The following is a 22,156-nucleotide window of genomic DNA, read 5'->3' as shown; positions in this document are numbered from 1 at the left end:
GCTTCGCAGCCCAGAGCCGGCCTTCGGCCGGGGGCCCTCCGCTCCGCTCCGGGTTTGCTCGCTGCGCTCGCAGGGGGCGAGCTCCGCTCGCCAGGGAACTCGCTCCGCTCGTGAACCGCCTCGCTGCGCTCGGCGGCGGGCGGCTCTGCCGCCCAGAGCCGGCCTTCGGCCGGGGCCCTCCGCTCCGCTCCGGGCCTGCTCGCTCTGCTGGCAGAAGGCTCGCTCCACTCGCAGAGGGCCAGCTCCGCTGGCCAGAGGAACTCGCTCCGCTCGTGAACCGCCTCGCTCCGCTCGGCGGAGGGCGGCTCCGCCGCCCAAAGCCCGCCTTCGGCGAGAGCCCTCCGCTCCGCTGCGGGCATCCTCGCTCCGCTCGGAGCGGGCGAGCTCCGCTCGCCAATGAGCTAGCTCCGCTCCGAGGCAGGCCGCTCTGCAGCCAGCCCCAACCAAAAACCAGCCCCAACCAAAGACCAGGGCCTTCCACTGTCCTCCAGCCAGACCCACTCGGCTCGAAGCTCGCTAGCTCTGCTGAACCAGCCCAGCTCAGTGCCGACCCGTTCCGCGGGCCCGTGCCCAATGCTCAGCCGGTTGCCCTCCGCTCCGCTACGGACAACAAAACGAAAATCCCCCCGCTCCGCTAAAGCAGGGTGCTCCGCTGCGCTCCGGACAATGCAGCGGAGTCGCTTTATTCGCGAGTTACGACGGCGTTTGTTCAGCACTTCGGGAGTCACCTCTTCTGAACTGTGCTCGATGTTCATGAGAACGGACAGCACCCGATTCTGGGCGCCCCGCGAGGACTGCTCGGAGGCTTCTAGGCTGGCCCCGTACCTGGTGAGTGGAGAGAAGGGCGTCAGCGTGTCGGAGAGCGGGCAGGAGGATCTGGCAGAGGTGCAGCGTGCGCACTGGCAGCAGACCTACGGAGAGCATCCCTGGATGTATGGCGAGGAGCCGTCTGCGCCAGCTGTGCACGCAGTTCTGGTGTTCCGGGCCGCGGGTGCGCGCGAGGTGCTGGAGCTGGGCGCCGGCCATGGGCGCGATGCCCTGTACTTTGCCCGCGAGGGATTGTCCGTGCTGGCCACAGACTTCAGCCCGGTGGGGCTGGAGCAGCTGCGCGCGGCCAGTGCCGTGCAACAGGTGGCCGAGCAGGTCACCACGGTCGTCCACGATGCACGCGAGCCGCTTCCCCTTGCCGACGCCTCGGTGGACGCGGTGTTCGCGCACATGCTGCTGTGCATGGCGCTGTCCACCAAAGAGATCCACACCCTGGTCGCGGAAGTCCGCCGTGTGCTCCGGCCGGGTGGCGTTTTCGTCTACACCGTCCGCCACACCGGAGACGCGCACTACCGAGCCGGTACCAACCACGGGGATGACATCTGGGAGCACGGAGGTTTCGCTGTCCACTTCTTCCCCCGCGACCTGGTCGACGCCCTGGCAGAGGGCTGGCGCCTTGAGGAGGTCCACCCCTTCGAAGAGGGCGGCCTGCCGCGAAGGCTGTGGCGCATCACCCAGACCGTGCCGGAGTAAACCCGATTCCTAGAGTGGGGTGCTGTCGCATCTCGTGAATATTCCCGCCCCACGGTGACGGCCAGGTGCCCAATGCCAGTTGCCCAAGAGCTGACCATTGCCTTGGGCTCCCCCACACTCCCACTCAAGTACCCCTAGCCACGGACTCAGGCCTCCTGTTCATGTTCGTTCCGCCTGTTCGATGGGTTGCTGATGTGGACAGAGTGTGAAGGGTTGCTGTCGCTCAGAACGCTCCTTCCTGACCAATGCCGACGGAGGAGCACCCCTGGACCGCTGGAGGGGTGGTCGAACCTGAGGTCGGTGTTAACGCCGTTAATGGGTCGATGGGGTGCTGATTCAAAGTGATGTCGGGATAGAGATAGGAATCAGTCAGATTCTGCGTGGTTATGGACACCGTGTCCGGAGGCCGTCGGTTCTGTGGCCGAGGTGCCGCAGCGTCAGGAAGTTGTGTCTGCGCACGGGTTGGAGACGGCGTTGAGTGCGCGCAGCGCGGCAGGGGACGGCCTATAGAGGGTACGGATATGCGTTGCCGCAGGTCAGAGGGGGTGCGCGGGGAAAGTTATGTCCCCTCAGAAGGGACATAACTCGGGGGATGTGTCGCTGGTAGGGGGACAGAACTCCTGCAAAACGTCAGCGAGACTGACGCTTTTTGGGCCAAAACGTCGGGGATACTGACGTTCCTGCGGAGATGTGTCGCCGAACTGCGCGAGGGCGGGGAGGCGTTGGGTGTGGGGGTCCGAGAGGGGCCGGAGAGGGGCCTTGGCCGAGATGTGTCCCTCCTGGGGGGACACAAGACACGCCGAACGTCAACGAGCGTGACATTAGTGTCACCCTTGTTGACATACTCTCTCTCCAGATCAACGAAGTGGAGAGCATCCTCGTGTCATCAGAAGCACAGCGCCGCCGGCCGAGTCCGTCGCGCGCGCCGCGTCCTGATCTCCCCGTTGATGACGCGATCTCGGCGTGGAGTCAGCCTCTGGCTCCGGTCAAGGATCTGGACAGCCTGGCGAAGCGGTACCCCAGCCGGAAGCTCACGCTGGACGGTGAGCGCAAGCCGCTGGAGTTCTACGGGACGCAGAGTCAGCCAAATGCGTTCTCGATGGACAGCCTCGAGTTCTTCCTGGTGATTGCCCAGTACTTCAGGGAAGCCTTGCCCTTGAGGCTCATCCTGCTGCTGATCGCGTGCCAGCGGGCGGGAGGGCGGATTCCACTTACGCAGGAGGAGATGGCTACGATCCTCGACGTCAGTCGGACAAAGACCTCGGAGGCGCTGCACACCGTCATGTCTCATGGGATCGTCTTCAAGGTGCGGCGGGGTGTGTACCAGTTCAACCCGCCCTACAGTTACCGGGTGGCCGAGTTCATCCCGGGGACGGAGACGGCGGGTGAGTTCGTGAAGGTGGAGCAGCACAGCACCATCTCGCAGATTCGCAGCGACACGAGCCTGCCGGACCTGGTGCGGTTCCCGTCGCTGGACCACATGCGGCAGGCAATCGAGGAACTGCGGGCCGAACGGTCCAAAGAGCGCGCTGCGCGCCGGCTCAGCCGGGCGCAGCGCAAGGAAGAAGGGACAGCTCAGTGAGCACCTTGCGATTCGCTGCGGTCAACGCCGATGGGCTTCTCTCCGACCTGGACCTTCCGCCTGCCGCGTACCGTGTGCTGCTGAAGCTGCGTTCGCTGAGTGAGCCCGGCGGGCGGATCCTCATCGACCAGGCCACCATCGGGGGGCTGCTGGAGCTGAGCAGGCCGAGCGTCAATGCCGCCCTGCGCAGCCTGGAGCTGGCCAAGCTCGTGCGGAAGGTCAGGAACGGGGTCTACCAGATCAATCCGATGCTGGCCGGCTACAACTCGTTCGAGGACGCCGTCGCGGCGGTGAACGACATGGCCGCCGACGAGCGGCTGGACGCGCGCGGGTACGTGGCCAGCTACCACCAGGCGGTGGCGGAGTACCAGGACCAGTTGGCGGAGCAGCGGAAGAAGCGTGCGGCTCAGGCCGCCGCGAAGAAGGCCGCGGAGTCGAAGCGGCGGAGGACGCTGCACGCTGTTGGGTGACATGCTTGAGAAGGGGCCCGTAGAGGGCTTCTGAGGGTGTTTCAAGAGCCTTTGAGGGCCCCGGGGTATCCCGGGGCCCTCAAAGGGTTTCAGGGGCCTGGGCGGGCTCCTGTGGCTTTGGGTGGGTGGGGCTCAGTCGGTGCCCAGTTCGGTGTTGGCGCGGTCCGTGATCAGGGTCAGTACGCGGCCGGCCACCGCCAGGTCCTCGGCGGCGATCCCGGCGTACAGGCGGGCGGAGACCTCGGCCGTCGCGGCGGCGGTGGTCTCGTACAGGTCGCGGCCGGTGCCGGTGAGGCGCAGGAGGGAGTCCTCCCGGGCCAGGAGCCCTGCGGTGAGCAGTTCCTCGATGACGGCCTGGACGAGCGTCTCGGTGGTCTTGAGGGAGTTCTGGATCTCGGCGACCAGTTCGCCGCGCGGAACGGAGCCGCCCGCGACGGTGACGGCCCGGAGCGTGACGCTCTGGTGGAACGTGATGCCGTGGCGGTCCAGGACGCCTTCGGCGAGGGCGCGGGCGGCGTGGTGGGCGAGGGCTATGACGCGGGAGTTGAGGGTGGGGGCGGTGGTGGTCATGACTGCTCCTTCTCGTTCTCGTTCTCGGTCGTCCGGTCAAGAGGTGCTGGGTCGAGGGGTGCGTCGAGCAGGGTGACCAGTTCGCGGGTGAACCGGGACGTGCGGGGGCTGTCCTGGCCGCCGAGTGGTTCGAGGAGTTGGTCCAGGAGGCCCTGGACCGCCTTGACGGCGTGCTTCGTGACGTCGTGGCCCTGCTCGGTGAGCGACAGCTGGATGGCGCGCGGGTCGTCGGGGTCCCGGGTGCGGGCGATCAGGCCGGAGGTCTCCAGGGCTCGGGCGAGCTTGGAGACGTAGAGCGGTTCGAGGCCGGTGTGGTCGGCGAGCTGGCGCTGGTTGGGGCGTGTTCCGGAGCGGGACATGCCGTACAGCGAGGCCATCAGGGAGTACTGCGCGTGCGTCATGCCCAGCGGTGCGACCGCCCGGTCGACGGCCACCCGCCACTTCATCGACAGGCGCCAGACCAGGAAGCCGGCCGTGGCGTTCTCGGGTGCTGTGCTCATGGGGAATACCGTACATGGCTATTATGTACATGGCTAGTATGTGGGGTGGTGAGGGGTGGGGGGAGGGGGCGGTTCTCGTCAGAAGGCGAAGTCGACGTAGTCGATGTCCGTGAACTCGACGAGGAGGGACGTCGCGCGGGCGCCGTTGTCCTTGAAGTAGATCTCCTGGAGGGCCTCGGCCGTGATGTGGCGGAGCTGGGCTTCGGTGGCTCCGGTCTCCTGGGCCGCGAAGAGGCGCTGTGCGTACTCCGGGGGGAGGTGCTGGGTGATGCGGCGCATGCGGCCGTCGTCGGTGGTGCCGGGGGCGGCAGTGAAGCCGAAGCGGGCGCGGGTCTCGATGACGAGTCCGGTGGTGCGGGCGGCCTGTTCGCGGGCGCGCTTGCGGACCAGGGGCTGCCAGCGGCGGCGTACTTCGGCTTCCAGGCGGGCGGCGAGGGCCGGCTTGGGCTGCTTGATCTCGTTCTTCACGTAGCGCTCGACCGTGCGCTGGGAGATGCCCAGGGTGGCCGCCACGGCCTTCGTGGTCTTGAGCTGCTTCAGGAGGAAGCGCATCTGGGCGCCCGCGGACTTCGGGATGGGGCGGGTGAAGTGGAGTTCGTCGGCCTTGGTGAGGCCGTCTGAGATGTCGGACATCGGTTACTCGCCGTCTGCTGCCGCGTCGTGGCCCTTGATGTGGCGGGCCGGGTTGAGGTGTTGGTCGAGGAGCTGCACGGCCCAGAGCAGGGGCTGGGTGCCCTCGTGCTTGACCATGCCGGGGCTGACGCCGAGGCGGAAGCCGCCCGGGAGGGGCTTGCCCTCGGGGGTGTGGGGGAGGAAGTCCAGCGGGCCGGGGCCGTCGGAGAGGTAGACCGCGCAGTCGGAGAGCACCGCGATCGGGTGCAGGCCGGCCTCGGTGGCGAGCTTGCGCATCTTGCGGTGCATGTTGACGCGGGCCGTGGAGATCACGGCGGCGCGGATGTCGGGGCGCCAGGTGGGGCGTTCCAGGGCGGGCCAGGCTTCGCCGGGGCGGTAGGCGGCACCCTGGGGGCGCTCGCGGAGCTTGCCGATGCCGCCCTTGACCGTCGACTTGATGGCGGAGAGGACCGCCGTCGAGGTGTGGGGGGCGTTCTCCTTGTAGGTCGTCATGGCCGTGAGGAACTCGGACTCGGTGAGGGACGGGCTGACGCCGAGGTCGGCCATGGTCGCCATGTAGGCGTCGCGGAGACGGGTGTACCAGGCGTCGAGGTAGGGGCCGTTGTCCGGGCGGGTCCAGGCCTCGGCGGGGCGGACCTCGTGGCCGAGCTCCTGGGCGTAGGCGAGGGTCGGGGTCGCGTACCAGGCGGGGCCGGTGGGGGGCTTGCCGTGGGGGGTGAAGGGGCTCGGGAGGCGGGGGTCGAGGGTGAGGGAGGAGAGGTCGGCGAGCCAGCAGCCGGGGAGCTTGGGGTCGAAGCGGGGGGCCGTCGTGTGCACAGCGGGGCCGATGCCGACGGTGAGGCGGTTCGCGGCCGCGGCGAAGGCCATGTTCACGTCGATGCCGACGGCGTGGGTGCGGGCGCACTCGGCGTCGGTGAGGAGCTCCGGGTCGCGGATCCAGTCGTACGCCTCCTCGTCGAGGACCTCGTCCGGGGTCCGCTGGTGGGCGCGGGGGTAGAGGGCGGCGACGACCGGGTGCTCGTCGGGGGCCTCCGGCGGGGCCGGGTCGACGGGGCGGGTGAGGGAGCCGGGGACGGGGGCGGACTCCCAGGTGCCGGTCTGGGGGTTGCGGGCGGCGCGGGTCGGCGGGCGCAGGGCCGTCATGAGCTCCAGGCCGGTGACGGCGGTGGAGCCGCGCGGGGTGAGGACGCGGGCGGCGTAGGTGGTGAGCAGCTCGGCGAGCTCGGGGGCGGGGAGGTCCGCGGTGTCCTCGCCCCAGGCGCGGGGGTCGAGGGCGCCCCAGGGGAGGACGGCGAGCTGGACGCACTGGCGGCCGGTGGTGGGGGAGGCCGGGCGGTAGATGCGGGGCCAGGGGCCGAAGCCGCGGCGGGTGAGCTGCCACTTGGCCTTGGTGAGCTGCTTGATGACGGGGTGGTTGTCCGGGAGGCGCAGGGCGCGGCGGTCTTCGAGGGCGAGGGGGAGGCCGAACTGCTCGGCGGCGGGGGCGGTGAGGACGAGGAGGGGGTCGCCGTCACGGCCGTTGTGGTGGAGGCGGGGGGCGCGGAGGTCGGCGTCGGGGCCGAGGGCCCAGGCGACGAGGGCGGGGAGGTCGGAGGTCGGGTGGGGGAGGAGGAGGCCGCCGGCGGCGTGGGCCTGGCCGGTGCCGTCGAGGACGGCGAGGGGGCCGTGGCCTTCCAGGGGGGCGGGAGCGGGGGTGGGGCGTCGGGGCGGGCGGCGGGGGGTGGTGGGGGGTTGGGCGGGTACGGCGTTAACGGCGTTAACGGTGGGGGAGGGTGTGGGTGCCGGGGTGGGTGCGGGTGCCGGGGTGGGTGCGGGGGCCGGTTCCGCGTTAACGGCGTTAACGGTCGGGGCCGCGGCAGGTGCGGTGGGGGGTTCGGTGTTAACGGCGTTAATGCCGGCGGCGGGGGCCGGGTGGAGGGCGGCGAGGCCTTCGAGGAGGCGGGCGTACGCGGCGCGCTTGGGGGGGCGGGGGGCGGTGCGGCCGGTTTCCCAGGAGGTGACGGTCTCGCGGCGGACGGAGAGGGCCTTGGCGATCTGGTCCTGGCTCAGGCCGGCGGCCTCGCGCAGGCGCTTGCGCTCGTCGGGGTGGGGGAGCCCGTCCTGGGCTGCCGCTTCTTCGAGCAGGGCGTCGACCGCTGCGAAGAGGGTGGTCTGTTCGTTCGTCTCGCTCATCGGTACTACCTCCAGGAGCACCATATGTGAATCGCACGCTTGAACGCACATGAAACGCACGTGGGGGCGTTAACGGCGTTAACGCCGTCAGCGCCCCCGGCGTGGGTGCGGCAGCTCAGATGCGCTGCATGAGGAGTTCCGTGACGGCTTTCAGGTCGTCCGGGGTGAGGTGGGCGGTGAGGGCGTCCGCGATGGTCTCCGGGGAGTTCGTGGAGATCGTGATGCGGGGGGTGGCGGCGGTGGGGGCAGCGGGGGCGGGCTTCGGGGCGTTAACGGCGTTAACGCCGTTAACGGTCGGGGGCGTCGGGCGGGTGCGCTGGCGCGGGGGGTTAACGGCGTTAATGGTCTCGGCGGCGGCGGCCGTCTGTTCCTCCTGGGGGAGGCGGCCGATGCGGCGGGCCGGCTCGACCTTCAGCTCGCCCGTCTCCACCTTCTCCTGGAGGTCGGGCGTCAGGTTGAGGAGGGTCAGGCGCTGCGAGACCCAGGCCGGCGTCTTGCCGATCCGCTTGGCGACCTGGGCCTGGGAGCCGTGGACGTCGACCAGTTCCTGAAGGGCGCGGGCCTGGTCCATGGGGGCCACGTCGACCCGGTGGACGTTGGCGATGAGCGCCGATTCGAGGATGTCGGCGGCCGAGGCGGACAGGGCGTCGTTGACGTGGATGTGCATCGTCTTGAGCCCGGCCAGCTGGGCGGCGGCGAGGCGTCGGTTGCCGTCGATGACCACGTACGGGGCGCGGCCCAGGCCATCGGTCTGGCCCGGGTGGGCCTCCATGAAGGCCAGCCGGGTCGCGACCGCGAGGGGCTGGAGCTGGCCGCGTACGGTCAGGGACTGGGCCAGCTCGTCGAGGTCGGTGAGGTCCTCGCGGAGGTTGAACGGGTTGTGGGCGAGGGCCTCGATGGGAACCTCGGAGGGCGGGACGACGCCGGAGGTGGGGGCGCCCGTGGCCTCGGCGATGGCGGCGCGGCGGGAGCTGACGCCGACGGGCTGGGCCCGTGCGAAGGAAGCCGAGACGCCGAGCTTGTCTGCCTTGCTGCTCATGAGATCTCCCGGGCGAGGGCGCGCAGGGCGACTGCCTGGTCGCCGTTGGGGGCGTAGACGAAGAGGGGCTGCTTGAGGCGGACGGACTCGCGCTGTTCCTTGAGGTCGGGGACGATCGCCACGACCCGGGGATCCTTTATGTCCATCCAGGCCTGGAGGGAGGAGGTCGCGATGTAGCCGCGGCGGCCGTCGTAGAGGTTCACGACGAGGCCGAGGTAGTCGATGTCGAGGCTGAGGTCGTCCCGCAGGTCGTTGATCTGGGAGGTGAGGAGGTCGTAGGCGTCCGCCGAGGAGTCCTCCGCCTGGACGACGATCAGCGCGCCGGAGGCGCCCGGCTGTTCGGTGTCGCGGCGGCGGCCGTAGTAGATCGCCGCGTCCATGCTCAGGCCGAGGCTGGGCGGGCAGTCGATGAGGATGACGTCGTAGTCGGACTCGACGGGGGCGAGGGCGCGTTCGAGGGCGGCCTCGCGGGCGCGGACGGTGGAGAGGCGGACGTCGAGGAGGAAGGCGTCCGTGCAGGCAGGCAGGAGGTGGAGGCGGTCACCGAACCGGTCGTGCTCGATGGGGGCGATGAGGTCCTGGAGGGGGCCCTTGGCCTCGCCGGCCATGTGGCAGGTGAGGCTGTCGCCGCCGATGGGGAGGGGCTGCTGGCCGAGCTGCTTGGTGAGGTGGCCCTGCGGGTCGAAGTCGACGAGCAGGACGCGCATGCCGAGGCCCGGGAGGTCTTCGAGGTCGAGGGCGGAGGCAGCCGGGTGTCCGGCGTCCGCTTCCTCGGGGGTGGTGCGGCGGGCCAGTTGGCGGGCGACGCGGACCGGGTGGAGGCTGGCCGGGTCTTCGGCGAGGGCCTCGGCGGTGCCGGCGGTGATGGCCGTCTTGCCGACTCCGCCCTTCTGGTTGCACACGACGATGCGGCGGACGACGGACGGCCGCTTCACCGTGGGGGCCGGGTTCAGCTCCAGCCAGAGGTGCACCGCCTGGGCGAGCCCCTGGATGAGGGAGACGCCGCGGTCCTTGGAGTCGGTGCGGAAGGACTCCCACTGGCCGGCGGGCAGCCAGGTGGAGAACGACTCGGCGCCGGAGGTGTCGACGGGGGAGGGGGCGGATGCGAGGGCGCTCCAGTGTGCGATGCCCTGGTGGACGGCGTCCTGGATGTCGACCCGCAGTTGGGCGGTGCGGATCTTCAACTCCTGGCGGAGCCACGGGGGGAGCTTGGAGACGACCTTCTCTCGGTCGTTCTGGGACGAGGGCGAAGTCATGAGAGGGACTTTACTAACGTTCTTGGGTGCGTGTGGGCGCCACGCTTGGGTTTTGCTAACGAAATAGGTGTCGGGGTGCCCGGGAACGCGGCAGGGCGGCCTCGCACCCGCCGTAGCGAGCACCCCCGTGGTTCACCACGGTGTGTGCGAGGCCGCCCTGGACGCTCCGTCAGCCGACCGGTACGGGTGCCTGCGGGGCGGGCAGGCCGAGTTCGGCGCGGCAGGCGGCGGAGCCCGCCGGATCGAAGAGGCCGATGCGGGGGGCGGGCACGATGCCGGGCAGGAGGTAGTTCCACAGGTCGACGACCCGGGCGTGCAGGTCCTCGCGGTCGGCACGGACGTGCGAGGTCACCTGGACGCCGGTGAACGAGCCGACGAGGAAGGTCGAGAGGTCCTGCACGTCGAGCGAGGGCATGACGTCGCCGCGTTCCTGGGCCGGCGTCAGACAGCTGCGACAGGTCTCGATCCAGGCGTTGTACGGGGACGGGTCCGGGCTGGTGAACGAGCCGAACTCGATGACCAGGCGGATGCCGGCGCGGATGCGGGCGTTGGTGCGCAGCCCGAACGCCATCTGGTGGGTGAGGTCGATGACGGTCTGGAGGCCCGGGTCCTCCAGGGCCGGGACGTCCTTGGACACCTGGAACTGCTCGTCGATCAGGGTGCGGGCGAGGGCTTCCTTGGAGGGGAAGTGGAAGTAGAGGGCGCCCTTGGTGACTCCGGCTCGTTTGACGACGTCGCTGAGGCTGGTGCCGCCGAAGCCCGCGCGGTCGAAGGCGACGGCCGCGCCGTCGAGGATCGCCTGCCGGGTGATCTCGGCCCGTTCCTGCCTGACCCTCGCCACGTGTGCTCCTGATTGCCGGTTACGTCCGATGTGGGGAAGGTCAATCTAGTGGGGGCCGACGAAAGAAAACCAGTCGACCAGTACTTTTAAGGGGCTTGGGGGGTGGGGGTTTGGGGTCGGTTGGGGCGGTTTGGGTTGTTACTTTTTGCTGGAGGGGGCGGGGGAGGGGGCGTTAACGGCGTTAACGCCGTTAACGGGGGCGGGGGAGGAGGGGCAGGGGGAGGGTGGCCGTGGTGCGGCCCTGTTTCAGGAGCCAGGTCAGGGCGCGGGGTTGGTTCAGGAGGGTGTTGCGCAGGCGGAGGCCGAGGGTGGTGGCGGGGGCGAGGAAGGGGCCGGTGCGGTTGCCGCCCCGCTGGCAGGCCCGGGCGTAGGGGCGGACGAGGGACTCGTAGCGCCGGAAGGCGGACCGGGGGTCTTCGGGGGTGCGGGCCAGTTCGGCCGCCAGGACGTACGCGGCGACGACGGCGGTGCCGGTGCCCATGCCGCCGATCGTCGCGCCGCAGGCGGCGTCCCCCAGGAGGGCCGTCCGGCCGGTGGACCAGGTGCCGACGTCGGCGCGGCTGATCGAGTCGAAGTACAGGTCGTCGGCGGCCGTGAGGGAGTCGAGGAGCGGGCCCACCCGCCAGGGCAGGCCCGCGAAGGCGCGGGTGATGAGTGCCTTGTGGGCGGCCGGGTCGTTCCGGTCGTACGGCAGCGCGGGCGAGGCGAAGAGGAAGAAGGCGCCCGCCCGGCCGGGAGCGGTGGGTGGGGCGGCGACGGAGGCGAGGCGGCCGGGGGCGTTGAAGCCCACGGAGCCGGGGCCGGTGGGGTGCGGGTCGCCCGGCAGGCTCCAGGTGGCGGCGTAGTAGCCGAGGTGGGAGACGTACCGCTCCTCGGGGCCGAAGGCCAGCCGGCGGACGGTGGAGTGCAGGCCGTCGGCGCCGATGACGATGTCGAAGGTGCGGGGCGGGGCGTGGCGGAAGGTGACGTCCACTCCGGCCGGGGTCTCGGTGAGGGAGGTGACCGTGTCGCCGAAGACGTACTCGGTGGAGGCGCGGGAGGCCTCGCGGAGGATCCGGGAGAGGTCGCCGTGCAGGACCTCCACGTCGCCGCCCGCGAAGGCGGCCGGGAGGTGGAGGAGTTCCCGGTCGTCGGCGTCCACGAACGTCATCGGGGTGCCGCCGGTCCGGACGCGGCGGAGCTCGTCGAGGATCCCCATGCGGTCGAGGACGTGGAGGTGGGTCTCGCCGCGGAAGTCGACGGCCCGGCCCCCGGGGCGCGGGGCCGGGGCGATCTCGACGACGGTGGGGTGGAAGCCGTGGCGGGCGAGCCAGTGTGCGAGGGCCGGGCCGGCGATGCTCGCTCCGGAGATCAGGACGGTTTTGGGGGTGGGCATGGTGGGTTGGCCCTTCGGGAGTGTGGGGATGGGTTTTACTGCGTCCAGTGGATGCTGTTTCTTGTGTGTACGGTAGACGCGGTTTTGGCGCGAGGGCAAGGGGATCCGGTGGCGGACGGGCAGTGGGCTGCGGCGGTGCGGTTGTTGTGGGGGCCGCCGGTGACTCCGGCGCGGGGGCCGCGGCGCGGGCTGACCCTGGAGCAGATCGCGTCGGCCGGCGTGGGGATCGCCGACGGCGAGGGGCTCGGCGGGGTGTCCATGCAGCGGGTGGCCGGGGAGCTGGGGGTCACCAAGATGGCGCTCTACCGCTACGTGCCGGGGAAGGCGGAGGTCGTCGCGCTGATGGCGGAGGCCGCCATGCCGGATCCGGCCGGGGCACTGGACGCCGCGTTGGCGGGGGCCGGGGACGGCTGGCGGGAGCGGCTCGGGGTGTGGGCACGGGAGCTGCTGGCCGGGTTCCGGGCACATCCGTGGCTGCTGGACGCGACGGTGGGGGCGCGGGCGATGGGGCCGCGGGAGGTCGGGTGGCTGGAGCGGGCGCTGGCCGCGCTGGAGGGCTGCGGGCTGACCGGGGCCGAGGCGATGGACGCCGTGGTGCTGGTGGCCGGACACGTGCGGGGGATCGCCGAGCAGGAACGGGCGACGGCCGGCGCCGGGGGCCCGGACGAGGAACTCGGGGCCGTGCTCGCGGAGGTCGTGGGGACGAGGGGAGAGGAGTATCCGGCGCTCGCCGGAGCGCTGGCCTCCGTCGCCGCGCACGGGGGGCAGGACCAGGCCCTGGAATTCGGGCTGGAGCGGATCCTCGACGGGATCGGGCTGTTCGTGGAGCGGCGGGCGACCTCCTGAAGTCGGACGCCCTCTGGTTCCGGGGGGTGGGGGCCGGGGCAGGACTGGGCCGTGGCGGGTGGTGTGCTGGGCGCCGTGGCGGTGGTCGTGCTCGCGTGCGGGGCCGGCGGGGCGCTGGCCCGCAAGGCCGGGCAGCCGGCGGTGGTCGGCGAGATCGCCGTGGGGATCCTGCTCGGGCCCACGTTCCTGGGGTGGGTGTGGCCGGAGGGGCAGCGGTGGCTGCTGCCGGGTGAGGTGGTCCCGCATCTGGCGGAGCTGGGGAACCTCGGGCTCGTCGTCTTCATGTTCCTGGTGGGGCTGGAGCTCGACGTGGGGATGCTGCGGGGGCTGCGGCGGGCCGTGGTGGCGGTGAGTCAGGCGAGCGTGTGGGTACCGCTGGGGCTCGGGGGGCTGCTGGCGCTCGGGCTGTACGGAACCTTCGCGCCGGAGGGCGTGGGGCGGGCGGAGTTCGTGTTGTTCGTGGCGGTGGCCCTGAGCGTCACCGCCTTTCCCGTACTGGCGCGGATCCTCACCGAACAGGGGCTGTACGGGACGCCCGTGGGGGCGCTGGCCATGGCCTGCGCGGCGGTGGTGGACGTGGTCGCCTGGTGTCTGCTGGCGGTGGTGGTGGCCGTCGCCGGGGGCGGGGGTGGTGGCGCTGTTCGGCGGGGTCTGCCTGGCCGCGTACGCGACGGAGGCGCTGGGGGTGCACGCGCTGTTCGGGGCGTTCGTCTTTGGCGCGGTGGTGCCGAGGGGGGTGAAGGCGGTGGAGTCGGCGGCGCGGCGGATGCGGGAGTTCGCGGTGCCGGTGCTGCTGCCGCTGTTCTTCGTGGGGAGCGGGCTGCGGACCGACGTGGGGGCGCTGCGGGGCGGCGGGGCCTGGTGGTGGGCGGCGGGGGTGCTGGGGCTGGCCGTCGTGGCGAAGTGGGGCGCGGGGACGGCGGCGGCGCTGGCGGTGGGGGTGCGGCGGAAGGACGCCGTGCTGCTGGGGGCGCTGATGAACTGCCGGGGGGTGACGGAGCTGGTGGTGCTGAACGTGGGGCTCGGGCTGGGGGTGATCGGGGTGGAGCTGTTCACCGTATTGGTGCTGATGGCCCTGGTGACGACCGCCGCGACGGGGCCGGTGGTGCGGGCTCTGGGGGCATGGGGGGCGGGTGTGGGGCGTTGACGGCGTTGACCGCGTTAACGGCGTTAATGCCGGCGGACGGTGGCGGTGGCTGGTCCGGGGTGCGGGGTGGGCGTTAACGCCGTTAACGCCGTTAACAGCGGTGGGGCGGACTGCGGGTGCGGGCGCCGTTGGCGGGGCCCTTGGCGGCCGGGGTGTGAGCCGTTGGTGTTAACGGCGTTAACGGTGGGGGGCGGCTCCGCCGGGAGTCCGGTCCGGCTCCGGCGCGGGCGTCGACTGTGGCCCAGGATCTCGTACCCCCTGGATGTGGGGCGACCCGCGGATGCGCGGCGATTGCGGTGTGGAGCCCCTCATGGTCAAGCAGGAGCGTGCGGCACGCACGCGGGAATCTCTCGTGCTCGCCGCGGCGGAGGTGTTCGCCGCGGAGGGCTTCGCCGCAGCGTCGATCGCCGCGATCAGCGAGCGGGCCGGAGTGACCTCCGGCGCGGTGCAGTTCCACTTCGACGGCAAGCCCGCCCTCGCCCGCGCCGTGGAGGCCCGGGCCGCGCGGGCGCTGCGGCGGATCGCCGAAGCGGAAGGCGAACCGGAGCGGGCCGGCGCCCCCTTGAAGGTACTCGTCGACGCGACGTACGCGCTGCTGGAACTGCTGGCGGCGGACGTCGTCGTGCGGGCCGGGTTCGCGCTCGGCGCCGACGCCGCGCACCAGAGCCTGGTGGATCTGCGCGGGCAGTGCCGGGTGTGGGCGGAGGAACTGATGGCCAGCGCCGACCGGGCCGGGCTCCTCGCCGACGGCCTGGCCCCGCAGGACGCGGCACGGGTGGTGGTGGCCTTCACGGCCGGGCTGAAGGCGCTGGGGGCCGTGGAACCGGAGTGGACCCCCCGTCAGGCGCTGGGCCGGATCTGGACGGTGGTGCTGCCGGGGCTCTCGCCGGACGGGACGGCGACCACGGAGCAAGAAACAGACTGAATGGTTTGATTTTAGGGCCCTGATGGGTGTTATATGACCCCTGTTATGAGGCGGCTGAAGGGCTCCAAGCTGTCGTGGGTGAGGGAGTTGCTCTCAAAAACCCAGGTCAGAGGGGATTTCTGGGTGGCGCCGAGATTTCGCCAGGCCGAGGACTGCTCGGACGGGGACGCATTGACAAACCGTCCGTCCTGTTTTCTACTGGCTACTGCGACCTCATCCAAAGGACAGGGGAGTACGACGTGGACATCGATGTACTGGGCGCACTCGCCGTGCGGGAGAACGGGATCTCCATCACGCCCACCGCCCCCAAGCCCCGGCAGGTCCTGGCGCTCCTGGCCCTCCACGCCGATCAGGTCGTGCCGGTGTCGGCGCTGATCGAGGAGCTGTGGGGGTCCGTGCCGCCCCGCAGCGCGCGCACCACCCTGCAGACGTACGTACTCCAGCTGCGCGCGCTCATCGCGACCGCCCTGGAGGGGAACGGCGACGAGGACCGCACGGCGAAGGACGTCCTCGTGACGCTGCCCGGCGGCTACCTGCTGAACAGCGACCGCGGCACCAGTGACGTCCGCGAGTTCGACCGCCTGGCCGGGATGGGCTACCGGGCGATGGACGCGGGCGACTACCCCGTCGCCGCGCAGCGGCTGCGCGAGGCGCTCGCCCTGTGGTCCGGGCCCGCATTCGCCGACGTACAGGGCGGGGTGCAGCTGGACATGGAGACGCGCCGCCTGGAGGAGACCCGGCTGTGCGCGCTGGACCAGCGCATCGAGGCCGACCTGAAGCTGGGCCGCCACCGCGAGCTGCTGGCGGAGCTGACGGTGCTGGTGAGCCGGTACCGCACCCACGAGAACCTGCACGGGCAGTTCATGCTCGCCCTGCACCGCTCGGGCCGGCGCGGCGAGGCGCTCGACGTGTTCCAGCGGCTGCGCGCCACGCTCGTACGGGACCTCGGGCTGGAGCCGTCCACCGCGTTGCGCAGGCTCCAGCGGTCGATCCTGATGGCGGGTCCGGAGGGCGTGGGCAAGCCGGCGGTGGTGGCCGGGGCGGGCACCGGGGCGGCTGTGCGGGCCGAGCGGCTCGTACGGGCCTGACCCGCGGGCGGCCGGCGCCGGGCGGGCCGGCCGGCGGTAGGTGCAGGGACGGAGCGGGGCGAAAGGGAGACGGAGCGGTGCAGGAGAGGTCGGAGCGGACCCGCAGGCGGTTGGTCTTCGCCGGGGCCGAGTTGTTCCACCGCAACGGGTACGCCAACGCCACACTCGGTGAGATCGCCGGTGCGGCGGGGGTCACGAAGGGGGCGTTGTACTTTCACTTCGCCTCGAAGGACGAGCTGGCGGACGCGGTGCAGCAGCGCGGCTGCGGTCTGCTGCACGAGGCGGTCCGGGGACTGAGGGAGGGCGGAGCCTCGCCCTTGCAGGCGCTGATCGACACGACGCACTGGCTGGCGCGGACGCTGCACGAGGATCCGGCGATCCCGGCAAGCTTCCGGATCACCAAGGAGTGCGCCGGGCACCAGCCGGCCTCGGTCGACTTCCACGGGGCGTGGCTGTCGGCGGTGTGCGAGTTGCTGCGGATGGCGCGGGACGTGGGAGAACTGCCGCTGGACCGGCCGGCCGTCGGGGTGCCCGACGGTGCGGAGGACGCCGGTTCGGCCGCCGACCGGTGGGAGAGCGCCGAGGCGTTGGTGGCGGCGGCCGTCTGCGGGATCGAGGTGCTGGCCGGGACGGGGCTGTCGTACGAGGAGCTCCAGCGGAAGGTGGCGGCCCTGTGGGGGCTGCTGCTGCCGAGCCTGGTGGGCGTGGAGCGGGTGGGGGAGTACCGGATCGCTGCCGATACCGCTGCCGCTCGGGAGCCGGGTGGGGAGCGGAGGTACGAGTTCCTCGGGAGTGCGGTCTAGGCCGTGTCCGGGGCGTTCCCCCTCCGGGGAGGGTCCGGGGCGGGCACGGTCCGCCGGATACCCCGGGGTCTCCCGGTCCGTCGTGCCGTGCCCCCGCCGGAGAGCGGACTGGCCTGCGGACCGGCCGGCGGACCGGTGTGGGTGGCCGGGTTGCGGTTGTGGTGTGGGGAGTGGCGGGCCGGGGTTTCCGGCGTCATCGAGGTGCATCGACGAACTGCGGAGGGGGAGACCATGAGGATCCGGATTCTGGGACCGTTCAGTGCAGAGGTCGACGGGGAGTCGATCATGCCGTCGGCGGGCAAGCCGCGGCAGATCCTGGCCCTGCTCGCGCTGTATCCCGGGCGCGTGGTGCCGGTGCCCACGCTCATGGAGGAGATCTGGGGCCAGGACCTGCCCAACAGCGCGCTGACCACCCTGCAGACCTACATCCTCCAGCTCCGCCGCAGGCTGGGAACGGCCATGGGGCCGGGCCGGCCCGGGGCGGCCAAGGACGTCCTCACGACCCGGCACGGCGGGTACCTGCTGCAGGTGCCGCAGGAGGCCGTCGACGTCCACGCGTACGAGGACCTCGTCGCGCGGGGCCTCGCCGCCTTCGAGGGCGGTGACGACGAGGGTGCCGCCGCCCGGCTGCGGGCGGGGCTCGCGCAGTGGCAGGGGCCCGCGCTGGTCGACGTACGGGTGGGGCCGGTGCTGGCGATCGAGGTCATGCGGCTGGAGGAGAGCCGGCTGGTCGCGGTGGAGCGGCGGATCGACGTCGACCTGCGGCTCGGGCGGCACACCGAACTCCTCGCCGAGCTCACCGAGCTGACGGCACGCCACGCGCAGCACGAGGGGCTGCACTCCCAGCTGATGGTGGCGCTGTACCGGTCCGGGCGGCAGGGCGCCGCGCTGGACGCGTACCGGCGGCTGCGCGGCAGGCTCATCGGGGAGCTGGGCGTGGAGCCGTCGCCCCAGCTGCAGCGGCTGCACCAGGCGATGCTGACGGTCGACCCGGCCCTCGACGTGGTGGCCGGACCCCGGCGGGGCTCCACCTTCGATCTCTATGCCGCTTGATCTGAAGCATGGTTGAGGTATGAGGATGGTGCGCATGGACAACGACACCACGCCGCGCGCGGCGGACCTCGCAGCGATCACCGAGCTCGTCGCCACCGTCGAGCGGTCCCAGCAGAACAAGGATCCCGAGGAGTTCCTCGGGCTCTTCCACCCGGACGCGATATGGACCACGGCCCACGGCAAGGTCCTCATCGGCTTCGACGCGATCGCGGAGTTCACCCGGCAGGTGCTGCCCGCCGCGAACTGGGACGGCAAGGTCTCCTACGAGGTCGGGCACGTGTTCTTCATCCGGGACGACGTCGCCGCGGTCAAGGTCCGCCAGCAGTACCTGGGCGCGGGCGAGGAGAGCGAGGGGGCCCCGCTGTACGTGGTCTCCCGGCAGGACGACGGGCGCTGGCTGCTGACCGCCTGCCAGAACACCCAGGTTCACCGCCCCGGTCAGGACTGACATCGTGGGGGTATGGACGATCATGGTGTGACGGCGTTCCGGCTCGACGTGCCGCAGGAGGAGCTCGACGACCTCGACGCGCGGCTGCGGCGGACGCGGTGGCCCGACGGGCTCGACGGCGTGGGGCGGGCGTACGGGATGCCCCCGGCGGAGCTGCGGGAACTCGTACGGTACTGGCGCGAGGAGTACGACTGGCGGGCCGCCGAGGCGCGGCTGAACGAATGGCCCCAGTACACCACCGTCGTCGACGGGGCCCGGGTGCACTTCGCGCACGTCCGCTCGCCCGAGCCGGACGCCCTGCCGCTGCTGATGACGCACGGCTGGCCGGGGTCGTACGTCGAGTTCCTCAAGGTGGCGGGGCCGCTGACGGATCCGCGGGCGCACGGCGGGGATCCGGCCGACGCCTTCCACCTGGTGCTGCCCAGCATCCCCGGCTTCGGGCCGTCCGGGCCCACCACCGAGACCGGCTGGGAGTTCAAGCGGGTCGCGCGGGCGTTCGGGGTGCTGATGGAGCGGCTCGGGTACGAGGCGTACGGGGTGCAGGGCGGTGACTGGGGCGCCGCAATCTCGCGGGAGCTGGGGCGCGTCCGCCCCGGCAACGTGGTCGGGGTGCACCTGAACCTGCTGCCCGGGGCCGGGGCCACCGCAGAGCCCGGGGAGGCGGAGCTCGCGGCGCTGGAGCCCGCCGAGCGGGAGCGGACGCTGGCCTCCTGGGAGCGGTACCGGGTGTGGGCGCGGGAGCGGCAGGGGTACGCCGACATCCAGGCGACCCGGCCGCAGACCCTCGCGTACGGGCTGAACGATTCGCCGGCCGGGCTGCTCGCCTGGATCGGGGAGAAGTTCACCGAGTGGAGCGACCCCCGGACCCCCGTCGACCGGGACCAGATGCTGACCAACGTGATGCTGTACTGGCTGACCGGGACGGCCGGGTCGGCCGCGCGCATCTACTACGAGCGGGCCCACGCCGACTACCACGGGCAGCCTCCGGAGGTCTCGCACACCCCGACCGCGCTCGCCGACTTCCCCCGCGACAACTTCGTTCCGCTGCGGCACATCGCCGAGCGGACCGACCGGATCGTGCGCTGGACCTCGTACGACAGGGGCGGGCACTTCCCCGCGATGGAGGTGCCGGAGCTGCTCGTGGATGACGTCAGAAGTTTCTTCGGTTCCTTCCGGGAAGGTGTCACATCTGGCAGGGCCCGTCTGTCCTCTGGGTGAGAACACGACGGAGGAGGCCGGGATGTTGGTGCTGCTGGCGGGCGCGAGCGGAGTACTGGGGCGGCGGACGGCGGCCGCGCTGCGGGCCGCCGGCCACGAGGTGGCCGGGCTGGGCCGGGGCGCGGGGATGGACGTACGGGCCGACCTGCTCGACCGGGAGGGGCTGCTGCGGGCCGTCGACGGTCGGCGCTTCGACGCGGTGGTGCACGCCGCGACCGCCCTCTCCGGCAAGGCCATGGCCAACCACCGGGACATGGCGGCCACGAACCTGCTGCGCACCGAGGGCACGGTGAACCTGCTGGCCGCCGCGCGGGAGACGGGGGCGCGGCGGTTCCTGGTCGAGTCGATGATGTTCGGCTACGGCTACGGGGACCACGGCGCGGCCCTGATCGGCGAGGACGACGGCTTCGGGCCGCGCGGGGCGAACGCCGCGCTGGAGCGGCACGTCGGCGCCATGCGGGCCAAGGAGGAACTGGCCTTCACCGCCGACGGGATCGAGGGCGTCAGCCTGCGCTTCGGCCTGTTCTACGGGGCCGGCACCACCGACACGCACCTCGTGCCGCTGCTGCGGCGGCGGAAGCTGCCCGTGGTCGCCGACCAGGGCAGGGCGCTGAGCTGGGTGGACGCGGGGGACGCGGCGCGGGCGGTGGTGCTCGCGCTGGAGTCGGGGCGGGCCGGGCGGGCGTACAACATCGCCGACGACACCCCGGTGGGCTGGGCCGCGCACATGGGGGCGGTGGCGGACGCGTTCGGGGCGCCCGCGCCGATGAGGGTGCCGCTGTGGGTGTTGCGGGCGGCCCCGCTGGCGCACGCCATCATGGGCAGCTCGCTGCGGCTCTCGAACGCCAGGGCGCGGCGGGAGCTGGGCTGGGAGCCGCGGTACGGGAGCAGCCTGGAGGGGGTGCGGGCGCTGGCGGCGGCCGGGGCGGAGCGGGTGTCCGGCATGTGAAACGGTCGGTGGGAGTCGCGTACCGCTGTGATCATCGGCCGATGGACCTCGAACAGCGCACCCCGCCCGTACTGACCGGCGACGAACGTTCCACCCTGACCAGCGTGCTCCAGTGGCAGCGCGACACCCTGCGGATGAAGTGCGCGGGCCTGACGGACGAGCAGCTGCGGCGCAGGGCCGTCCCGCCGTCCGGACTGAGCCTGCTGGGGCTGGTCCGGCACCTGGCGGAGGTGGAGCGGGGCTGGTTCCGCAACGTCGTCAACGGTGAGGACGTGCGCGGCTACTTCCCGAAGAACGACGCCGGGGAGTGGACGGAGTTCCACGTCGAGGACGCGGACCCCGCCGAGTCCTTCCGGATCTGGGAGGAGAGCTGCGAGCGGTCGCGGGCGATCGTGGCGGCCGCCGAGTCCCTCGACGTACGGGGGCACTTCGGCGACCAGGCGTACTCGCTGCACTACGTCCTGGCCCACATGATCGAGGAGTACGCCCGGCACAACGGGCACGCCGACCTGCTGCGCGAGGCCATCGACGGGGTCACCGGGGAGTAGTCCCCGGACGGGGACCGTCAGACGGAGACCGTACCGGCCCGGTCCACGGCGTCGAGGGCGATCTGCCACGGGAAGTGCGGCGGGGCGTCGGGGCCGGCCGGGCCGGGCAGGAAGCCGCCCTCGCCGTAGAGCAGTTCGGCGCCGGCGCCGCGCAGGACGGCCAGGGACTGCTCGAACTGGGGGTGGGCGGCGAGCGCGGCGTTCGTGCACGGCATGGCCACCACCGGGGTCCCCTTGCCGAGGGCCTCGGCGGCCACGCCGACGGTGAACCGGTCGGTGAGGCCGAGGGCCCAGGCGTTGACGGAGTTGAAGGTGGCGGGGGCGAAGAGGACGGCGTCGGCGGCCGGCCACACGTCGGGCTCCCCGGGGAGCTTGTACTGCCAGCGCACCGGGTTGCCGGTCAGGGCGGCGAGGCCGTCGAGGCTTTCCTGCACCCACCGTGCCGCCGTCGGGGTCAGGCCCAGGCACACGTCCCAGCCGCGCGACTGGGCGTCCTCGATCACATGGGCCACGTCGAAGACGGGCGGGGCGGCGGAGCAGAACAGGTAGAGAGTCCTCGTCATGCTGTTATGTGATCACATTCCCGGTCCCCAACTCTCCTTGAGGGTCCGGCTGCTCGGTTCAGGCCGCCGTCGGGGCGGTGATCCTGCCGGCGAAGGAGTCCAGGTTGTCCCACATCCGCGCGAGGCGCTCGTCCACGGTCAGGGACTCCTCGTGGCGCCCGGCGCGCAGCTTCGGCTGCCGCTTGCCGCGTACGTAGAGGGGGCAGGCGAGGTCGGCGCAGATGTACGTGCCGACCGTGTTCCCCTCGCGGCCGCGGGCCCCCGCGAGCGGGGCGGCGAGCAGGGTGACGCCGGAGGAGGCGTGCCCCGTCAGGCAGATCTGGCACAGGCTGGACTTCACCGCGCTCGTGCGGGTCGCGGCGGGCACCCGCAGGGTGATGCCGACCGGGCCGTCGGGGCGCGGGATGACGAGGTGGGCCCGCAGCGGGGCGCCCGGGTCCACCCAGCCGAGGAAGTCCAGGTCCTGCCAGGGCAGTTCGGCGAAGCCGAGGGGCAGGCGCAGGCGTGCGGCCTCGCCCTTGGTGCAGTTCACGAAGGACGAGCGGATCTGTTGTTCGGTGAGCGGTTCCACGGGGGTCGAGCCTACGGGGCGCACCGGCCGGTCCGCAC

At 71.8% G+C, this 22,156-nt stretch carries 22 protein-coding genes and 1 pseudogene; 13 read left to right on the top strand and 10 right to left on the bottom strand.

Annotated elements, in window-relative coordinates; translation table 11 throughout:
- The first annotated feature begins 828 nt into the window (after positions 1-828).
- The 3 genes from AC07A6_RS12445 to AC07A6_RS12435 all read left to right on the top strand — a co-directional run bounded on the left by AC07A6_RS12445 (position 829) and on the right by AC07A6_RS12435 (position 3,573).
- On the top strand, positions 829-1,521 hold the full coding sequence (locus tag AC07A6_RS12445) for a class I SAM-dependent methyltransferase (protein WP_478777058.1): 693 nt from the start codon (positions 829-831) through the stop codon (positions 1,519-1,521).
- A gap of 865 nt (positions 1,522-2,386) precedes the next feature.
- Positions 2,387-3,103, top strand: coding sequence for a hypothetical protein (locus tag AC07A6_RS12440; RefSeq protein WP_260614478.1), 717 nt, complete (start codon positions 2,387-2,389; stop codon positions 3,101-3,103).
- Positions 3,100-3,573, top strand: a complete 474-nt coding sequence (locus AC07A6_RS12435; RefSeq protein ID WP_125605596.1) for a helix-turn-helix domain-containing protein — start codon at positions 3,100-3,102, stop codon at positions 3,571-3,573. Before AC07A6_RS12440 ends, AC07A6_RS12435 begins: the two co-directional genes overlap by 4 nt.
- A gap of 132 nt (positions 3,574-3,705) precedes the next feature.
- On the opposite strand, the gene AC07A6_RS12430 is transcribed toward AC07A6_RS12435, so the two are convergent.
- The 8 genes from AC07A6_RS12430 to AC07A6_RS12395 form a co-directional block, all read right to left on the bottom strand.
- Positions 3,706-4,143, bottom strand: coding sequence for a MarR family transcriptional regulator (locus tag AC07A6_RS12430; RefSeq protein WP_386275195.1), 438 nt, complete (start codon positions 4,141-4,143; stop codon positions 3,706-3,708).
- Positions 4,140-4,643: a MarR family winged helix-turn-helix transcriptional regulator gene (locus tag AC07A6_RS12425; RefSeq protein WP_362465283.1), complete on the bottom strand. Its 504-nt coding sequence runs from the start codon at positions 4,641-4,643 to the stop codon at positions 4,140-4,142. Before AC07A6_RS12425 ends, AC07A6_RS12430 begins: the two co-directional genes overlap by 4 nt.
- 78 nt (positions 4,644-4,721) lie before the next feature.
- Positions 4,722-5,276, bottom strand: coding sequence for a telomere-protecting terminal protein Tpg (gene tpg, locus AC07A6_RS12420; RefSeq protein ID WP_362465286.1), 555 nt, complete (start codon positions 5,274-5,276; stop codon positions 4,722-4,724).
- Between the two features lie 3 nt (positions 5,277-5,279).
- The gene (gene tap, locus AC07A6_RS12415) at positions 5,280-7,448 is read right to left on the bottom strand and encodes a telomere-associated protein Tap (RefSeq protein WP_478777057.1); all 2,169 of its coding nucleotides are present in this window, start codon (positions 7,446-7,448) and stop codon (positions 5,280-5,282) included.
- Positions 7,449-7,563: 115 nt separating this feature from the next.
- Complete coding sequence (locus AC07A6_RS12410) at positions 7,564-8,487, bottom strand: ParB/RepB/Spo0J family partition protein (protein ID WP_362465292.1); 924 nt, start codon at positions 8,485-8,487, stop codon at positions 7,564-7,566.
- Positions 8,484-9,743 carry a ParA family protein gene (locus tag AC07A6_RS12405; protein WP_125815133.1) on the bottom strand — a complete coding sequence of 420 codons (1,260 nt, stop codon included), beginning with the start codon at positions 9,741-9,743 and terminating at the stop codon, positions 8,484-8,486. The genes AC07A6_RS12410 and AC07A6_RS12405 overlap by 4 nt, the downstream gene beginning before the upstream one ends.
- A gap of 169 nt (positions 9,744-9,912) precedes the next feature.
- Positions 9,913-10,584, bottom strand: coding sequence for a ScbR family autoregulator-binding transcription factor (locus AC07A6_RS12400; protein ID WP_362465296.1), 672 nt, complete (start codon positions 10,582-10,584; stop codon positions 9,913-9,915).
- 190 nt (positions 10,585-10,774) lie between these two features.
- A complete protein-coding gene (locus AC07A6_RS12395; RefSeq protein WP_478777056.1) occupies positions 10,775-11,959 on the bottom strand; it encodes an FAD-dependent monooxygenase in 1,185 nt (394 codons plus the stop codon).
- A gap of 108 nt (positions 11,960-12,067) precedes the next feature.
- On the opposite strand from AC07A6_RS12395, the gene AC07A6_RS12390 reads away from it, so the two are divergent.
- The 10 genes and pseudogenes from AC07A6_RS12390 (at position 12,068) to AC07A6_RS12345 (ending at position 20,984) form a co-directional block, all read left to right on the top strand.
- A complete protein-coding gene (locus AC07A6_RS12390; protein ID WP_478777055.1) occupies positions 12,068-12,805 on the top strand; it encodes a TetR/AcrR family transcriptional regulator in 738 nt (245 codons plus the stop codon).
- 51 nt (positions 12,806-12,856) lie between these two features.
- Positions 12,857-13,952 (top strand): annotated as a pseudogene (locus tag AC07A6_RS12385) (cation:proton antiporter domain-containing protein).
- 310 nt (positions 13,953-14,262) lie between these two features.
- Complete coding sequence (locus AC07A6_RS12380; RefSeq protein ID WP_362465308.1) at positions 14,263-14,877, top strand: TetR family transcriptional regulator; 615 nt, start codon at positions 14,263-14,265, stop codon at positions 14,875-14,877.
- Between the two features lie 239 nt (positions 14,878-15,116).
- Positions 15,117-15,965 carry an AfsR/SARP family transcriptional regulator gene (locus AC07A6_RS12375; protein ID WP_362465311.1) on the top strand — a complete coding sequence of 283 codons (849 nt, stop codon included), beginning with the start codon at positions 15,117-15,119 and terminating at the stop codon, positions 15,963-15,965.
- A 77-nt stretch (positions 15,966-16,042) separates the two neighbouring features.
- On the top strand, positions 16,043-16,768 hold the full coding sequence (locus AC07A6_RS12370; protein ID WP_362465314.1) for a ScbR family autoregulator-binding transcription factor: 726 nt from the start codon (positions 16,043-16,045) through the stop codon (positions 16,766-16,768).
- Between the two features lie 231 nt (positions 16,769-16,999).
- Entirely contained in the window at positions 17,000-17,821 is an 822-nt protein-coding gene (locus tag AC07A6_RS12365; protein WP_362465317.1) for an AfsR/SARP family transcriptional regulator, read from the top strand.
- A 34-nt stretch (positions 17,822-17,855) separates the two neighbouring features.
- Positions 17,856-18,269 carry an SgcJ/EcaC family oxidoreductase gene (locus AC07A6_RS12360; protein WP_385760332.1) on the top strand — a complete coding sequence of 138 codons (414 nt, stop codon included), beginning with the start codon at positions 17,856-17,858 and terminating at the stop codon, positions 18,267-18,269.
- Between the two features lie 12 nt (positions 18,270-18,281).
- Complete coding sequence (locus tag AC07A6_RS12355) at positions 18,282-19,487, top strand: epoxide hydrolase family protein (RefSeq protein ID WP_478777054.1); 1,206 nt, start codon at positions 18,282-18,284, stop codon at positions 19,485-19,487.
- A 22-nt stretch (positions 19,488-19,509) separates the two neighbouring features.
- Entirely contained in the window at positions 19,510-20,436 is a 927-nt protein-coding gene (locus tag AC07A6_RS12350) for an NAD-dependent epimerase/dehydratase family protein (protein WP_386271038.1), read from the top strand.
- 41 nt (positions 20,437-20,477) lie between these two features.
- Positions 20,478-20,984, top strand: coding sequence for a DinB family protein (locus tag AC07A6_RS12345; protein ID WP_362465330.1), 507 nt, complete (start codon positions 20,478-20,480; stop codon positions 20,982-20,984).
- A gap of 17 nt (positions 20,985-21,001) precedes the next feature.
- Here AC07A6_RS12345 and AC07A6_RS12340 read toward each other — a convergent pair whose 3' ends face one another.
- Positions 21,002-21,547 carry a flavoprotein gene (locus AC07A6_RS12340; protein ID WP_478777053.1) on the bottom strand — a complete coding sequence of 182 codons (546 nt, stop codon included), beginning with the start codon at positions 21,545-21,547 and terminating at the stop codon, positions 21,002-21,004.
- Between the two features lie 58 nt (positions 21,548-21,605).
- Positions 21,606-22,118, bottom strand: coding sequence for an FBP domain-containing protein (locus AC07A6_RS12335; protein ID WP_362465336.1), 513 nt, complete (start codon positions 22,116-22,118; stop codon positions 21,606-21,608).
- Between the last annotated feature and the right edge of the window lie 38 nt (positions 22,119-22,156).

It is taken from the genome of Streptomyces sp. NPDC044002 (assembly GCF_056434525.1).
Note: the sequence above shows the minus strand (reverse complement) of the source record. Positions and strands in the feature narration are given on the sequence as shown.

What these genes read in the sequence shown, in the direction of transcription:
- AC07A6_RS12340 (WP_478777053.1), bottom strand. Translation starts at nt 21,547, where the DNA reads ATGACGAGGACTCTCTACCTGTTCTGCTCCGCCGCCCCGCCCGTCTTC.
- AC07A6_RS12405 (WP_125815133.1), bottom strand. Translation starts at nt 9,743, where the DNA reads ATGACTTCGCCCTCGTCCCAGAACGACCGAGAGAAGGTCGTCTCCAAG.
- AC07A6_RS12345 (WP_362465330.1), top strand. Translation starts at nt 20,478, where the DNA reads ATGGACCTCGAACAGCGCACCCCGCCCGTACTGACCGGCGACGAACGT.
- AC07A6_RS12430 (WP_386275195.1), bottom strand. Translation starts at nt 4,143, where the DNA reads ATGACCACCACCGCCCCCACCCTCAACTCCCGCGTCATAGCCCTCGCC.
- AC07A6_RS12380 (WP_362465308.1), top strand. Translation starts at nt 14,263, where the DNA reads ATGGTCAAGCAGGAGCGTGCGGCACGCACGCGGGAATCTCTCGTGCTC.
- AC07A6_RS12365 (WP_362465317.1), top strand. Translation starts at nt 17,000, where the DNA reads ATGAGGATCCGGATTCTGGGACCGTTCAGTGCAGAGGTCGACGGGGAG.
- AC07A6_RS12395 (WP_478777056.1), bottom strand. Translation starts at nt 11,959, where the DNA reads ATGCCCACCCCCAAAACCGTCCTGATCTCCGGAGCGAGCATCGCCGGC.
- tap (WP_478777057.1), bottom strand. Translation starts at nt 7,448, where the DNA reads ATGAGCGAGACGAACGAACAGACCACCCTCTTCGCAGCGGTCGACGCC.
- AC07A6_RS12425 (WP_362465283.1), bottom strand. Translation starts at nt 4,643, where the DNA reads ATGAGCACAGCACCCGAGAACGCCACGGCCGGCTTCCTGGTCTGGCGC.
- AC07A6_RS12355 (WP_478777054.1), top strand. Translation starts at nt 18,282, where the DNA reads ATGGACGATCATGGTGTGACGGCGTTCCGGCTCGACGTGCCGCAGGAG.
- AC07A6_RS12410 (WP_362465292.1), bottom strand. Translation starts at nt 8,487, where the DNA reads ATGAGCAGCAAGGCAGACAAGCTCGGCGTCTCGGCTTCCTTCGCACGG.
- AC07A6_RS12350 (WP_386271038.1), top strand. Translation starts at nt 19,510, where the DNA reads ATGTTGGTGCTGCTGGCGGGCGCGAGCGGAGTACTGGGGCGGCGGACG.
- tpg (WP_362465286.1), bottom strand. Translation starts at nt 5,276, where the DNA reads ATGTCCGACATCTCAGACGGCCTCACCAAGGCCGACGAACTCCACTTC.
- AC07A6_RS12360 (WP_385760332.1), top strand. Translation starts at nt 17,856, where the DNA reads ATGGACAACGACACCACGCCGCGCGCGGCGGACCTCGCAGCGATCACC.